The sequence below is a fragment of the Luteibacter sp. P4_E6 genome (genome assembly GCF_056401535.1).
This window is the reverse complement of the sequence record NZ_JBFUJE010000054.1, coordinates 1-15,746: the sequence shown is the minus strand read 5'-3', so window position 1 is coordinate 15,746 and position 15,746 is coordinate 1. Positions and strand designations below refer to the sequence as shown.

Here is a 15,746-nt window from a genome sequence, read left to right as displayed (position 1 = left end):
GACGCACCTCGAGAATGACGCCGGTGTCCTTGTAGGTGACCTGGCCCACTTCTTTATCGCTACCCAGGCCGGGGTTGACGAAGGTCTGCGTGACGGGAATCTGGTCGCCCACCTGGATACGTGCCTTGCGGTTGTTCACCACCACCAGCGACGGCGCGGAGAGCGTCGTCGTGTTGCTGTCCGTTTCCATGGCGCGCAGCGCGACCTGGACGTTCTTGTTTACGAAGGAATAGAAGAGCGTGTCACTACCCGAAGGCTTGCCACCTCCGCTGCCTAGCGCCCACTGCTGCTTGTTGCCGGGCTGGCTCAAGTCACCGCTGCCGCCGGCGAGACCCTCGAGATACCACTGCACGCCAAAGCGGAAGTTGTCGCGAAGCACGACTTCCAGGATGCGGGTTTCGATCTGCACCTGGAGCGGAACGGCGTCGAGCCGCTCGACGGCCTGGCGAATATCGGCCCACTGCGACGGCCGCGCGTGAATCATCAACTGGTTGTTCGCATCGATCGCGGTGATGCGGATGTTGGACTTTCCATCGCCCGATGACGCCGCGGATGGCGCCTGGTAGAACGACGCGTCGCTGTCCGGGGCGACATCTGTTCCACCGCCACTGCCATCACCGAAGCCGTTGCCTCCGTCGCCCACGCTTCCTCCCAAGGCGATGCCATTGAGTCCGGGCCCTACTTGCGCGGATGAGGTGTCGCCACTGACGGCACCTCCGAAGATGTTGCCCACGTAGCGGGCCACATCCGAGGCGAGAAGGTTTCGAACGTCGTATACGAAGAGGCGCGGTTCGTTGCCGCCGCCACGGTCGATACGTTCGATCCACTCGCCCACCTGCTCGATGTGCGCGGCCTGCGTGGCGATCACGACGATCGCGTTGGTGCGTTCGATCGGGATGAACCGGATAAGCCCCGCGACAGGCGCACCGCTCTTCTGCCCGAATACGGAATCCAGCGCAGGCATCAACTCAGCCACACCGGCATTTCTCAGGCCGAAGACACCTACCGACATACCACTCACCCAATCGACATCGAAGGTGTCGATGGTTTGTGCCACGTTATCCAGTTCCTCACGCGTACCCGCGACCACCAGGACATTCCTTGCGGGATCGGACAGGAGGATGGCGTCCGTCGCCGCGAACGGCGCGAGAAGCCTGGCCATTTCCGGTGCGGCGACGAAGCGCAACGGGAATAGCCGGGCACCGAGGCCATCGCGAGGGGCATTCGCACCGAGGGTCGGCGCGAGCCGCCCGGCGACGGCCTGCGACGTGGGCACGACCGTGTATCGACCGTGCTCCCTGACGAGTGCATTGCCCGTCCACGACAGCAGGTTCTCGAGGATCGGCAAGGCGTCTTCGCGCTTGACCGGCTTGGATGTCGAGAACGATACGGTGCCGCGCACGCCGGGGGCGAGCGAGTAATTCGCATCGAGGAGATCGCCGAGGATCGCCTTGACGACAGCCTCGATCGGCTGGTCTTCGAAGTTGAGTGTGACCGCTCCCTCGCCAGCCACCGTCTGTCGAGGCTCCTTCAGCGCCTGCGGGTGGATGAAGGTTCCGCTGCCGCGACTGATTTCCCTCTGGGCCCCGGCGGGCTGCGCCGTTGACGGGGGCGATTCAGAAGCCGGGGCCAGTGGCAACGGCTCCGGTACGGGATGGTCGACGCCGGCGAGGGCTTCACGCGCGATATCGCCATAGGTCGAGCGCGTCGCGTGGGGGGCACAGCCCGTCGCGAGCAAAGCCGCCGCGACGGCGATGCCGAGATTGAGTCGCTTCATGATGTCCTTCCTTCCGTGGTGGGCGCCTCATGCGCCCGCTACTGCGAGTCCTGCGCTTGCTGCCGCTGTTGTTGTTGCTCCATGCGGCGCTTCTGTACGGCTTGTTTCAGGGCTTCGATCCTGGCTTGCTGGAGCGCGCTGTCGTCCTGTCGGGGCGGAGCATCCCGCGCCGGTGCGGCAGGCGGACGAGGCAGTGCGGGGCCGGTCATGCCGGACGCCTGCTCCACGTGCACACCGCTGCCCGAAAGGCCAGGGTTAGTGCGCGGAGGCTGGGGCGACTGTCCCGCTGCCGGTACGGCTCCCTGCCGACCTGGGTCCTTGGTCAGTGCCTCGGGAGCGGCGACCTTCAGCGTCAATTCGCGGCGCTGGCCGCCGTTGTCGAACACGGCGCTGCGGGGCGTCAGCGAGGCAAGCGTCCAGTGACCGTCGGCGAGCGCGGCGCCTTCCTTGACGCGCACCGTCATGTCCTTGCCCCGATCGCGTAGCAAGGCCATGCGCAGGTCTGAGGTCATGATGATGCCGGTCAGTTCGAGATCTCCGATGTTGCTGGATGAATCGTCCGTGTCCGCTGCCGCCACGGGTTTACGGTCAGCCATGAACAACGGTCGCTGCCAGACCTCGGCATAGCGATTCAGTGGCGAGGTGGGCGGCATCGCTGCGGCGCGCAGCTGCGGCAAGGCTTCCGGTGGCGCCGGATCGTCCCAGCGCACGCCCTGCCCTACGCCCATGGCAAAGGCGACAGCGGTGCAACCAAAGGCCAGCGCAATGATGGCGAGCACCGGCGTCAGCCGACGTTGACCGGCCGCGTTCATGTGGCCGCCTTCGCCGCGCGGGCGGCATGAATATAACCGGACACGGTGAACTGCACTTCCATCGGCGCAGCGCCACCGGCTCGCGCAGCAACGGGATTGCGATAGATGCTGAAGTCCTCGATGAAGAGGTACGGCGTTTCTTCCTCGATATCGTGAAGCACCGCGGTCATCGGCTGCACCTGGCAGCGCAGGCTGATATTCACGGTGACTTTCCGGTACGGATCACCGGCTTTCTCCTGGCTTGGTACGGGCATTTTCTGCACGACGTCGCAGGAGCCATCTTCTTTGTGGGCTGCGGCGACATCCACGATGCGCTGCATGAGCCCCGCCGCGGCAGCGTTCGTGTCGTCGCCGGCGAGAAAGGCATCGCTCCGTGTCTGGCCCTGTTCGAGCGTAGCCAGACGTTTCTCCAGCTGTGGTCGCTCGGCGATCGCGGCGGCGTATCGGCGTTGCGTGTCGCGCAGGTCATTCATGTCGCTGGCGATCGCCAATTGTGGCGATACGAACCACCAGTGGATCAACACGAAATAGCCGATGGCGATGGCTACGACCAGAAGCAGGATCGCGGCGACGCGAGATTCAGCGGGCTTCATGCGCACGGGCATCCTCCTTGATCGGGGCGGTCGGGGTCGCCGCTGCCTTCGTCGATGCGGCTGCCGGCGCGGGGGCAGACGCTGCCCTTGCAGGTGCGGCAGTCACAGGCTTCGCCATCAACGCCTTGGCCTGCATGTAGAAGCGTTCCTTGCCGGACGTGGGATCCGTCTGGATGGTGCCCTGGAAGCTCGGCTCGGCAATGCTGCGCGCTCCCTTGAGCGCGTCGATGAGGCGGGCCGCTTGCGGGCTCTGGCCCTGAAAGCCGATCTGACCCGTGGCATTGAGCGTGAAGCGCTCCAGCCAGGTGTCGTCGGGCAGCCGATGGGTGAGTTCGTCGAGTACTGGCAGGATCGACGGAGACTCGCTCTTGCGACGGACGAGGAAGCCCGAGGCGCCCGCGCTATCCATAAGACGTTGACGCAGGGCCTTCACCCGCTGTGCATCGGACTGCATGGCATCGACGTCGGCACGCATGGTCTCGAGCGCGACGTTTCGATTGTGCAGCCATGCGCCCATGGCGCCAAACAGCAGGAGCACGATGGCCGCAACCAGGGCGAGGTTCAATCGGCGTCGACGATCCACGCGGCGCGGCGCACGCGCAGGCGGCAACAGATCGACACCGGCCAGTCCGTAGCCCTGGGGGACATCGACGCGATCGGGGGCAACCCGCAAGGCCGCGAGCTCGTCGAGAAGCGGATCGAGGGAGGCACGTGGCGTGGCGGCGAGCTCGGCAACGAAGCGCCCCTCCGGGCCGCCTTCACCCAGTTCGCGCACGCCGAAGTGGATGTCCTCAGCGCGGAAGGGTGTCTGCCGGTCGATGTCGTAGCCGACCACCTGACGCAGGTTGTCGCGTGCAGCGACCGGCAGCACCAGACGACGCCGGAGCACCTGGGCGGCCGGCATGAGCAAAGCGATACGGCGATCGGCGGGATCGCACTCGTCCAGGGCACGCGCCAGCAGGGCGGCACGGTGTTCGGCGGTGTCGGCGTCGAAGGCGTCCGCGATGGACAGACTTTCGCCGGCGCGACGAAGCTGCCAGACGTCGTCGCCGCGTTCGAGGACATACCAGCGCTCGCCACCGGCGAAGGCCTGTCGCCAGCGTACCGGCAGCAGCGCCGACAACTCGCCACCCCACCAGCGCAGAAAGCCCGGCAGCACGCTGCCGCGCCAGGCACGGCGCAGGCGGTCGAGCTGAAGCTGGGAGGCATCCTGCAAAGCGGTCATTCAACATCTCCTTCGCGCCAACGCAATATCGCGTAGGGCTGGTTACCGGATCTTATCCCACGCAGTCGGACGGTCGATGTAAGGAAACTCCGAGTTCCGTCGTCAAGGATGGCCTCCGCACGTATCGTGTGCGTGACACCGTTGCCCCCGGCGACCGACGCACCGTTGGCCTGCCCGCGGGTGGCCAGGATGGCCTGGGCACCCGCCTCGCCAAGTCCGGGAATCGAAGCCAGTGCGAGCGGCTGGGCGTGCTCGGTGTTCGGTCGCTCGCGACCGGACCAGATCGTCAGGACTGGCGCGACGGCGGTCCAGATGGCCGGATCCATGCCGAGCACCATGCGCGCCTCCTCCACCGTGGCGAAGGGCCCGTTGCGCGGCCCGTACCCGAGGCCCGCTGCTTCGTACTGGGGCTTCTTCGCGCCGTTGGGCGAAGCGGCATCGCCGGGGCGGCGCCAGTCCTGGACGGCGGCGGAAAGGCTCTTCGCCTTGTCGTCGTTGGCGCCGGCCGCCTTGAACAAGCCGGTCAACACCTGGTCGGAGGCGGCGTTGAGGTCCACCTTGCCGTCTTCATCGACGACAGTGATGTTGACCTTGGCGTCATCGAACTCGAACACATAAGGGCGTCCGTCGGCAATCCAGCGCCCGTCGGGGTCGGTCGTCTGTAAACCCTCGATGGCGCGGACCATGCCTGCCTCCGCGGCATAGTGGGCACGCGTCTGGGCGAACTGGTAGCGCGCTTGCAAGCCCTCGGTTCGCGCCAGCGCGGCGAACCCGCCAAGCATGATGGCCAACAACGTGCAGCCCCACAGGACGATAAGCAGCGCGACACCTCGGTTGCGTTCACGATTCATCGAATCACCGGCCCGCGTGTGCCACGCGTCAGCGACAGACCGTTCCGCGATGCCGACGCGTCGATGCGGATGGGTGCGACGAGGGTCGGAAAGGTCACGTTGCCGCCGACATCGAGTTCGATGCGAACCAGCGACGGCGTGCGCCGCCCGTCATCCCAGCTGTCCTGCCAGTCGCCAGGGCGGTTCTGATCGTCCATGCCACGATACGAGATCGAGCCCTTGCGAATGCCACGAAGAAGGACTTCGGGCTCGCCGATCGGCTGCGGCGCGCCGCCATCCGGAGGCAACATCGCAAGAGTCACTTCGAGGCGATAACTCTGACGGCCATCGTCGACCAGCGAGACCGTCTGTAATTGCGGGCCGAGTTTCGACAGGTAACCCGGCATCGGGGCGACATACCGCAGCGTGCGCGAGGTACCGGAAAACACGATCGGATCGCCATCGTCGGTCTCGTCGAACGGCACGGCGAGCGCCTGGGCCAGTTCGCTGCGAAGAAACGTTTGCGCGGAACGGATCTCATCCATGCGCTCGATGGCCTGGTCGCCGCTACGGACGATGCGCGACGCCGTGCTGATGCCCGAGTAGACCCCGAGCAACACGATGGTCAGCAACGCCAGCGCCGCGAGCACTTCCATAAGGCTAAAACCGGCCGCGCGCCTCACGGTGAGCCGTCCGTGTTCGCGCCACCCATGCGCAGCGTTGAAAAACGCGCGTGCCGCTCGTTGTCGGCCACACCCCAGGTGACGTCCAGATCCAGCCGATACACGCGACTGGCGGTGCCGTCCGCCGGAGGTTTCACATCGGGGGTGACATAGCGCGTGACGTTCATGTGCCAGCGGTAGGTATCGTCGAAGCGCCCCTCGCTATCGCCTTCGCGCAGCGGCTCCATGACGAAGGCACCGTCAAGTAGCGTGCGCGCGCGCAGCGCCGCCTGGGTACGTTCATTGGCGCGTGCCGTGAGGCTCATGGAACTGCCCGCAACCTGCATGAGCGCGGCGAAGGCGATCGCCAGGATGGCAATGGCGGCAATGATCTCGAGCAGGCTGAACCCGCGTTGGCGACCGGGATAGCTCACTTCGAATCCACGACGCTGACGGCACCCGTGAGCCAGGCGACGTTGACGTGCCATTCCCGTTGCCCACGCGTCAGCGTAACGCGACCACCCGTCGAACTGCCGTCGGGGAAGAAGCGGATGCGTCCGGTGGTGGCGTTCGCCTGGTCCTCGCGCGCACTTGTGATCGAGACGCGCATATCCTTCGGAAGGGTGACCAACGACTTGCCCGGCGGTTTGTATGTCGATGCCGACGTATCCACCTCGAGGGCAAGGCTTTCGCCTTTGACGATCGACTGCGCACGGGTCCAGCGCAAGGCAGCAGCGAGCTCGCCACTGGCCGCATTCACGCGTGCGCTGGCGAGCCCCTGGGTAATAGGAATGGACACTGCCGCCGCCGCGATCGCGATGAGCAGGATCACGGCCAGCATTTCGAACAGCGTAAATCCGCGCGTATGCATGGCCGTGCCGGGTCGCTTACTGCCAGTTGCCGTAGTCGGCGGAATAGCCCTCGCCGCCGGACTTGCCGTCCTGACCATAGAACACGAGGTCGAAACTGCCGTGTTCGCCCGGGTAGCGATAGCCGAACGGATGGCCCCACGGATCCTTCAGGTCCGACTCCTTCGCGTAAGGACCCTGCCAGTTCTGTGCATCGGCGGGCTTGGCGACGAGGTCGCCCAGGTCGTGCGGCGGCGCGCCGTTATCGAGCGCGTAGTTTTCGACCTTCTGGCCCAGGGTGACGACCTGGGCCTTGCCCGCGCCGTACTTGCCCTTGTCGACGTTCTTGCCGACCTGGGTCACGACGATGGCGCCGATGATGCCGATCAGGACGATGACGGCGAGCATTTCGAGCAGCGTGAAGCCACGGGAGAGGCGGGGTCGAAGCGTACGTGTCGCGCGCATGGCAGAGCTCCTTGGAACGAATACGGTCAGTTGATGTTGCTGGTAAGGCTGAGCAGAGGCAGCAGGATCGCCGCCATGATGAAAGCGACCATGACGGTCATGACGATGGTGAGTGCCGGGACCAGCGCCGCCAACAGGCGATCGATGGCGCGCTTGGCTTCGACATCGAAGGTATCGGCAACCTTGAGCAGCATGGTATCGAGCGCGCCGGCCTCTTCGCCGACCTGGATCATCTGCAGCGCAAGGCGCGGGAAGCGCTCTGTCTGAGCGAGGGAGCTGCCGAGACCGGCGCCGCCCTTGACACGTTCAGCGGCCTGTTCGAGCGCCAGGTCGAGCGCGCGGTTGCCGGTGACCTGGCGAGCGATGGCCAAGGACGAAAGCAAGGGCACGCCGTTCTTCAGCAGGGTACCCAGGGTGCGTGCGATGCGTGCGGTCTCGACCTTGAGTAACAACGGCCCGGATACCCGCATGGTGAGCAGGCGCGCGTGGAAGGCCAGCTTCGCGTCGGGATCACGAAGGCGCAGGCGGATGAAGACGCCCAGGACGAAGAGCGCGAGGCCAAGCGCCCACCACCAGTCACTGATCACCGTACCCAGGGCGAGTACCACCTTGGTAATGAGTGGGATCGGCACCTGCATGTCGGCGAAGATCGGCACGAACTGCGGCACGACGTAAGCCAGCAACAGCACCAGTGAACCGAGCACGCCGACCATCAGGAAAGCGGGATAGATCAGCGCGTTGATAATGCTGCCGCGGAGCGCCTGTGCCCGTTCCAGGTAGTCGGCCAGGCGGCGCAGCGTTTCGTCGAGCGAGCCACCGGCTTCGCCCGCCCGCACGAGGCTGACATAGAGACGCGGGAAGACCCCGTTCTCTTCGTCGAGTGCCGTGGACAAGGTCGTTCCGCCGCGGACGCGGTCACGCACGCGCTCGACGAGGTTCTTCGCGCGCTCGCCTTCGGGAAGGTCGAGCAGGATGCCAAGCGCCCGATCCAGTGGCTGGCCGGCGCTGAGCAGGGTGGCGAGCTGGTGAGTGAACTGGGCGAGCTGATCCCCGGTGAACACCCCCTTGCGAAACAACGCCGCGAATCCGCCACCGCTCGCCGCGCCGTCGGCGGGTGCGGCTTCCAACGGCGTGTGGCCCTGATCCTGGAGGCGCGCAACCACGTCTTCGACGGACGCAGCTTCCATCCTGCCGGTGAGCGCTTCGCCGGCGGCACTGATAGCTCGGTAACGGAACTGGCTCATGGGAGGGCCTAGGATTCCTGGGTGACGCGAAGGACTTCTTCGATCGTGGTGACACCGGCCACCGCCTTGGCGAGGCCGTCTTCGTACATGGTGCGCATACCCTCGGCCCGCGCCTGCCGTTCGATTTCGCCGGCATCGGAACGCTGCATCACGAGGCGACGAAGCGGATCACTCATGACGAGGAATTCCATGATCGCGCGGCGGCCGCGGTAGCCGGTCGGGTTGGTCGCACTGGTTCCGGGCTTCCACAAGCGGATCGGCCGCTCGTCGGTGTACTTGTGCAGCTCGAACTGTTCAATCACCTCGGGCAGCGCCTCGTACGCGATCGCCGTTTCCGGATCCAGCCGGCGAACAAGGCGCTGGGCGAGGATGCCATTCACGGTCGAGCCAAGCAGATAATCTTCCACACCCATGTCGAGCAGGCGCGTGATGCCGCCCGACGCGCTGTTGGTATGCAGTGTGGACAGCACCAGATGCCCCGTCAGCGCCGACTGGATCGCGATGCGGCAGGTTTCGAGATCGCGCATTTCGCCGATCATGATGACGTCCGGATCCTGTCGGACGATGGAGCGAAGCGCACCGGTAAAGTCCAGGCCGATCTGCGGCTTGACCTGGATCTGGTTGATGCCTTCGATCTGGTACTCGACCGGATCTTCGACCGTGATGATCTTCACGTCCGGCGTATTGATCTGTGACAGCGCGGTGTACAGCGTCGTCGTCTTGCCGGAGCCGGTCGGGCCGGTCACCAGCAGGATGCCGTGCGGGCGGTCGAGCACTTCGACGAAACGATCGCGGAAGTTGTCGGTGAAGCCCAGCGAGGCGAAGTCGAAAATGATCGATTCGCGATCGAGGATACGCATGACCACCGATTCGCCGAAGCTGGTCGGCACCGTGGACACGCGCAGGTCCAGCTCCTTGCCTTGCACGCGCAGCTGAATGCGGCCGTCCTGGGGTAGTCGCCGCTCCGCGATGTTGAGACGGGCCATGATCTTCACGCGCGAAATAACCGCAGCGGTGGAACTCGACGGTGGCGCTTCCACTTCGTGCAGCACGCCATCGATGCGGTAGCGGACCTTGAGGTGGTTCTCAAACGGCTCGATGTGCACGTCCGACGCCCGCTGTTCCACGGCGCGCTGGAGAATGAGGTTGACCAGGCGAATCACCGGCGCTTCGGAGGCGAGATCGCGCAGGTGCTCGACATCGTCCTCTTCGGCCGCGCTGCCATCCAGGCTCTCGACAATGCTGCCCATGGCAGAACGGCCCTGGCCGTAATAGCGCTCGATGAGTCCGTCGATCTCCGAACGCAGTCCCACCCGCAGGGGCAGGTCGCGACCCGTGGCGAGCCGGACAGCCTGCAACGGATACGGGTCGGCGGGATCGGCAACCAGAAGCGCCAGACCGCCCTCGCCTTCGCGAACGGGAATGACGTGGTACTGCTTGAGGAAGCGAACCGACAGTTCGATATCGGCCGGGGGCAGGTCCGGGGCGTCTTTGGCTGCCAGCAGCGTCAGACCGAGCAATTCGGCCCAGGCATCGGCCAGATCGCGCTCCGACACCAGGCCAAGACGGGCCATCAACGAGGTAAGCGTACCCTCCGGCGTCTCGTCATGCAGGCGCCTGGCCCGCGCGAGGTCGGTGTCCTTAAGGCGGCCATGCGCCACCAGGTGCGCACAGACGTGAGCTTCTCCCGGTTCCCCGGTCAGCATATCCCTATGCTCAGTCATTGCAGACATGCCTTCCTCACGGTCCGTTAAAGCGGTCGATCCACGCGATCGATCCAGACCGCGCGGGCCGCTATTGGTAGCACATACCGTGCGTCGACGGCGACCGTGAATCCCGTGTTCCGCGACATGGCGCAACAAGCGAAAGCCGACGTCACCGCCGGCTTTCGCGCCCTTAGGGCTGACTCGTAGGATATCGCCGGGCTGATTACCAGCCGATGCCTACACCAACACCTCCTGAAGTCTCACCACCGCTGATCGCGGCGCCGAAGGTGAGAGTCGCCTTGGGACTGAGGCTGCGCGAGTAGCCGACCGACATCGCGCCTTGACCCTTGTACCCACCGACGCCCACGCCAAGCCGGTTGTCCCCRCTGACACCCTGGGTGCTGAACGCCATTTGCGACATCGCCGCACCCATGGCGCCTACCTTGTTCAGGCGGTCGTTGAGGTCGTTGAAGCGGTGGTCGACCTGGCTCTTGTACTCGTTGAAGGCCCCGCCGCTCACGACATCCCCGAACTTCTGGTCCGTGTACTGCTTGGCGCTGTTGAGGGTGGCGGCATCGCCCTGGTCGGAATAGGCCTTCGCAGTCGCCACGGCCTGATCCACCTGCCCGACATTGGCCCCGTCCGTGGGCGCGGTGCCGGCGGCGACGTTGGTGATGCGCCGTTCGGCGCCCACCGCACCCACCGACACCGTGTTGGCCTGGTCAGCGACCGATCCGGCGCCGAGCGCGACGCTGTTGGTCGCCGCCGCCGTCACCGTCGCTCCGTTGCCGACCGCCGTGCCGTTATCGGCGCCGACACTGGCGTTGTTGCCAACCGCGATGTCCGTTGGGTCTTTAGCATAGCTGCCGGTACCGATCGCGATGCCGTTGCCGGTCCCTGGCACGACGGCCTGGGCCGTCACCGGCGGCGCTGCCGCAGCAGCAGATACGACAGGCGCCACGGCGGCCGATGTGACAGCCGGTGTGACGGCGGCCGCCATGACGCCCGGACTGCTGACCGATGCCGGTGCTGCAGCGACCGCATCACGCCGAATCGGCGTCGTTCCGGTGCCGGAACCGCCTGCCGACTTCGATTCCAGACTGCCCACACGGCTGTTCAGCGATGTCAGGGCGCCGTCCAGCGCACCGACCGCGCCACCCACCGTACCGTACGAGCCCCCCTGCACCCGATAGACCGGGCCGACGAAGCCATTGGCGCCCATCGTTGCGCCACCACCCAGGGCCATCGCCATGGCGTTTCCCGCCACGTTCGAGCTGCCCGAGAAGGCGCTTGAGAGTGCCGTGTTCAACTGACCGACGTTCACCGCATCGTTCGTCTGCGTACCGGATGCCACATTGGTGATCTGACGGTTGTTTCCCGCACTGCCCACCGACACCGTGTTGGCCCGCGTCGCGAGCGATCCGTTACCGAGCGCGACCGAATTGACGCCCAGGGCCCTGGCACTGTCGCCGATGGCCGTGGCACCGGCCGCCCCGGCATTGGCCGAGGCACCGATCGCCGTCGACGACTCTTTGCTCGCGGTGGCGAAGGCACCGTTGGCGGTCGACAGGTCGCCGCTCGCGCTACTCCCCGCCCCGGTCGCGATGGCCAGTTGGCCCGTGGCGCTCGCATCGTCCGAGCCATCGGCCGCGCCAGTCGCCGATACGTAGTGGCTGGCGCTGCTCACACTGTCGGACAGGGTATTCAGCTGCTGTACGTTGACGGCATCCGTACCCTGCACGCCCCCTGCGACATTGGTGATCTGCCGTTCACTACCGCGATCACCCACCGACACCGTATTCGCGCGGGTGGCCAGCGAGTTCGAACCCAGCGCGACGCTGTTCGCGCCCAAGGCGGTCGAGAAGTCACCCACCGCGACGCTGCTGGCACCGGATGCCCAGCTATTGATACCCAGCGCGGTAGCATTTCCGCCCGGCGCGTAGGCGAAGTAACCCAGCGCCGTGCTACCGACGCCCTCGGCAGCGGCCACGCCACCGAGCGCCGTGGCGTAATCCGCCGTGGCCTGCGCACCCGCGCCGAACGCGGCGGCACTGTCACCCGTCGCACCGGTATAGATCAGGCCCACACCCGGCAGGTTGCTCGGCCCACCGACGGCTACCGAGCCCGCACCCGAAGCCGTCGTCGATGTACCCACGGCCGTCGCGTAGTCGCCGGTGGCGTTGGCGACGGCACCCAGGGCCGTGGACTGTGCACCACTGGCGTAGGCGCCGACACCGACCGAGGTCGCTGCGAAGCCGCCTGCCTGGGAGCTTGCGCCAACCGCCGTACCGCCGACGCCTGCGCTGGTCGCGCCGGTGTCGACGGGGTTTCCATTGCTGTCTGAGATAAGGGGGTTACCGTCCTCATCGACGGCATTGCCTCCGACCGCGACGCTGCCAGCACCCGTCGCCTGTGCACCCGCACCGAAGGCAGCGCTGTTCATGCCACTGGCGGTGCTGCCGTAACCGTTCGCCGTGGCGAACTGGTTCACCGCATTGGCGCCCGCACCTGTCGCCGTCGCACCGGTACCCGACGCGAAAGCGCCCGACCCCGCCGCCGTGGCCAAATCACCCACCGCCTGCGCATCGTCGCTACCGTCGTTGAGGCCGTTCGCCTTGAAGTAGTGACTGGCGTCGCTTACGCCACCCGCCAATGCATCGAGCTGGCCCTTGTTCACCGCATCGGTGGTTTCGGTACCCGCGGCGACGTTGGTGATCTGACGCTCGCTACCCGCACTGCCTACCGAGACGGCGTTCGCGCGGTCAGCCAGTGAACCGGCACCGAGGGCGACCGAATTTGCCGCCGACGCGTAGGATGACTCGCCGATGGCCGTGCTACTCGCACCGTCGGCCTGCGCAACGGCGCCATACGCAGCGCTGTTCTGCCCCGTGGCGACGCTGCCGTAACCCGTCGCTGTCGCGTTGACGCCCGTCGCTACCGCACCACTACCGGTCGCCGTGGCACCATCAGCGCCGGCGAGAGCACCGGAACCCGAAGCCGTTGCGTACTGGCCAGTTGCTTGCGCATCGTCGCTGCCGTCGTTCAGACCGTTCGCCTTGAAGTAGCGCGTGGCGCCACTCACCGACGAATCGAGCTGGCCCTTGTTCACCGCATCGGTGTCTTCCGTTCCCGCAGCGACGTTCGCGATCTGCCGCTCATGGCCCGCCGTCCCGACCGATACCGTGTTATCGCGATCGGCCTGCGAATCCGCCCCGAGCGCTACCGAGTTTTCTCCCAGCGCCCAGGCATTCGCACCGAGCGCCGTGGCGTTGTTGCCGAGCGCCCAGCTGTTTGTACCAAGAGCAACTGCATTGGCGCTCTCGAGACCGAACAGCCCGAAACCCGTTTCCGCGAAGTTGCCGATCGCGATGCTGCCCGCGCCCGACGCGCTGGCACCGGCACCGATCGCCGTCGAGCCTGCGCTATACGCCGTCGAACCGAAGCCGTTGGCCACCGACTGATCACCGGCGGCAGTCGCCTGCGAACCACTGGCGGTCGAGAAATCGCCGAGCGCGTTGGCCACCGCACCGACGGCGGTCGACTGTGCGCCGCTTGCGTACGCACCGACGCCTAGCGACGACGCAGCAAACCCGCTCGCCTGCGCGCTCGCACCGACCGCCGTACCACCGACACCCGCGCTGGTCGCACCGGTATCCACCGGCACGCCCCCGTTGGTGATCAGCGGATTGCCGTCTTCGTCCACAGCCACGCCGCCAACAGCGACGCTGCCCGGGCCGTTGGCTTGCGCACCCGCACCGTAGGCGGCGCTGTTCTGTCCGGTAGCCACGCTGCCGTAACCACTTGCCGTCGCGTTGTTGCCGGTTGCCACCGCGCTGCTACCGGTCGCCGTGGCACCATCGGCGCCGGCGAGAGCACCGGAACCCGAAGCCGTTGCGTACTGGCCAGTTGCCAACGCGTCATCGCTACCGTCGTTCAGACCGTTCGCCTTGAAGTAGCGCGTGGCGCCACTCACCGACGAATCGAGCTGGCCCTTGTTCACCGCGTCGGTGTCTTCGGTTCCGGCGGCGACGTTCGCGATCTGCCGCTCATGGCCCGCCGTCCCGACCGACACCGTGTTATCGCGATCGGCCTGCGAATCCGCGCCGAGCGCTACGGAGTTCTCACCCAGTGCCCAGGCATTCGCGCCCAGCGCGGTGGCATTGTTGCCGAGCGCCCAGCTGTTCGTGCCGATGGCAACCGAATTGGCGGCTTCCAGACCAAACAGTCCGAAGCCCGTTTCGGCATAGTTGCCGATCGCGATGCTGCCTTCGCCCGATGCGCTAGCGCCGCCGCCGATGGCGGTCGAGCCGTTGCTATAGGCCGCTGCGCCGCTGCCCGACGCCACCGAAAGATCACCGGCCGCATAGGCCTGTGCACCATTCGCGGTGGCGCCGACGCCCGAGGCTTCCGAAAGGAAGCCGGTGGCCGTGGACTGCTCACCCTGCGCGAATGCGGCCGTGCCGAGAGCCGTACCGAACTGGCCTTGCGCCTGTGCGCTCGCCCCCACCGCCGTTGAAGCGAGGCCGGATGCGTTGGCCGGCCCCACCGCTTCACCGGTGGCGCTGTAGGTGATCAAAGGATTGCCGTCCGCGTCCAGCGCCTGGCCGCCGATGGCCGTCGCGCTGTTGGCCGAGGCCTGTGCGCCGGCGCCGTAGGCCGCGCTGTTCTTTCCCGCGGCAACGCTGCCGTAGCCGTTCGCCGTGGCATTCGTTGCCGCCGCAACCGCGCCGCTGCCGTATGCGCTCGCACCGTCGGCGCCCGCATAGGCACCCGAGCCGGACGCTGTCGCGTACTGGCCGGTCGCCAGGGCATCGTCGCTGCCGTCGCCGATGCCAGTGGCTTTGAAGTAGCGCGTCGCGTCGCTCACCGACGAATCGAGCTGGCCCTTGTTCACCGCATCGGTGTCTTCGGTTCCGGCGGCGACGTTCGCGATCTGCCGTTCATGGCCTGCGGTGCCGACCGACACCGTGTTATCGCGATCGGCCTGCGAATCCGCGCCGAGGGCCACCGAGTTCTCACCCAGTGCCCAGGCATTCGCACCCAGTGCCGTAGCGTTGTTGCCCAGAGCCCAGCTGTTCGTGCCAAGCGCGACCGCGTTGGCGCTCTCCAGCCCGAACAGCCCGAACCCCGTTTCGGCGAAGTTGCCGATCGCGATGCTGCCTTCACCCGACGCACTGGCACCGGCACCGATCGCCGTCGAGCCGGCGCTATACGCTGTCGAACCGAAGCCATTGGCCACCGACTGATCACCGGCGGCGGTCGCCTGCGAACCACTGGCGGTCGAGAAATCGCCGAGCGCATTGGCCACCGCACCCACCGCAGTCGACTGCGCACCGCTTGCATAGGCACCGACACCAAGTGCCGAAGCAGCAAACCCGCTCGCCTGCGCGCTCGCACCGACAGCCGTGCCACCGACACCCGCACTGGTCGCACCGGTGTCCACCGGCACGCCCGCGTTGGTGATCAGCGGATTGCCGTCTTCGTCCACAGCCACGCCGCCAACAGCGACGCTGCCCGGGCCGTTGGCTTGCGCACCCGCACCGTAGGCGGCGCTGTTCTGTCCGGTAGCCACGCTGCCGTAACC

General features: G+C 66.4%; 12 protein-coding genes. All 12 read right to left on the bottom strand.

Going from position 1 to position 15,746, the window contains the following annotated elements:
- Positions 1-1,777 (bottom strand): secretin N-terminal domain-containing protein (locus AC1DT2_RS05875; protein WP_477295061.1); only part of this gene is annotated, 1,777 nt, incomplete at its 3' end.
- Between the two features lie 38 nt (positions 1,778-1,815).
- Complete coding sequence (locus tag AC1DT2_RS05870; protein ID WP_063570372.1) at positions 1,816-2,589, bottom strand: hypothetical protein; 774 nt, start codon at positions 2,587-2,589, stop codon at positions 1,816-1,818.
- Positions 2,586-3,182, bottom strand: coding sequence for a type II secretion system protein GspM (gspM, locus tag AC1DT2_RS05865; protein ID WP_231873815.1), 597 nt, complete (start codon positions 3,180-3,182; stop codon positions 2,586-2,588). Before gspM ends, AC1DT2_RS05870 begins: the two co-directional genes overlap by 4 nt.
- Complete coding sequence (locus AC1DT2_RS05860; RefSeq protein ID WP_477295059.1) at positions 3,169-4,407, bottom strand: PilN domain-containing protein; 1,239 nt, start codon at positions 4,405-4,407, stop codon at positions 3,169-3,171. The genes gspM and AC1DT2_RS05860 overlap by 14 nt, the downstream gene beginning before the upstream one ends.
- Positions 4,404-5,258 (bottom strand): type II secretion system minor pseudopilin, encoded by an 855-nt coding sequence (locus tag AC1DT2_RS05855; protein ID WP_063570375.1) that lies wholly within the window; start codon positions 5,256-5,258, stop codon positions 4,404-4,406. The genes AC1DT2_RS05860 and AC1DT2_RS05855 overlap by 4 nt, the downstream gene beginning before the upstream one ends.
- Positions 5,255-5,920: a prepilin-type N-terminal cleavage/methylation domain-containing protein gene (locus AC1DT2_RS05850; protein WP_063570376.1), complete on the bottom strand. Its 666-nt coding sequence runs from the start codon at positions 5,918-5,920 to the stop codon at positions 5,255-5,257. Before AC1DT2_RS05850 ends, AC1DT2_RS05855 begins: the two co-directional genes overlap by 4 nt.
- Positions 5,917-6,333, bottom strand: coding sequence for a prepilin-type N-terminal cleavage/methylation domain-containing protein (locus tag AC1DT2_RS05845; protein ID WP_477295056.1), 417 nt, complete (start codon positions 6,331-6,333; stop codon positions 5,917-5,919). The genes AC1DT2_RS05850 and AC1DT2_RS05845 overlap by 4 nt, the downstream gene beginning before the upstream one ends.
- A complete protein-coding gene (locus AC1DT2_RS05840; protein WP_063570378.1) occupies positions 6,330-6,770 on the bottom strand; it encodes a GspH/FimT family protein in 441 nt (146 codons plus the stop codon). The genes AC1DT2_RS05845 and AC1DT2_RS05840 overlap by 4 nt, the downstream gene beginning before the upstream one ends.
- Before the next feature lie 16 nt (positions 6,771-6,786).
- Positions 6,787-7,212, bottom strand: a complete 426-nt coding sequence (gspG, locus tag AC1DT2_RS05835) for a type II secretion system major pseudopilin GspG (RefSeq protein WP_082878826.1) — start codon at positions 7,210-7,212, stop codon at positions 6,787-6,789.
- A 26-nt stretch (positions 7,213-7,238) separates the two neighbouring features.
- Positions 7,239-8,456 carry a type II secretion system inner membrane protein GspF gene (gene gspF, locus AC1DT2_RS05830; RefSeq protein ID WP_477295053.1) on the bottom strand — a complete coding sequence of 406 codons (1,218 nt, stop codon included), beginning with the start codon at positions 8,454-8,456 and terminating at the stop codon, positions 7,239-7,241.
- Positions 8,457-8,464: 8 nt separating this feature from the next.
- Positions 8,465-10,180, bottom strand: coding sequence for a type II secretion system ATPase GspE (gspE, locus tag AC1DT2_RS05825; protein ID WP_255548700.1), 1,716 nt, complete (start codon positions 10,178-10,180; stop codon positions 8,465-8,467).
- Positions 10,181-10,385: 205 nt separating this feature from the next.
- Positions 10,386-15,746, bottom strand: a 5,361-nt coding sequence (locus AC1DT2_RS05820; RefSeq protein ID WP_477295051.1) for a beta strand repeat-containing protein, incomplete at its 5' end; no start/stop codon positions are given.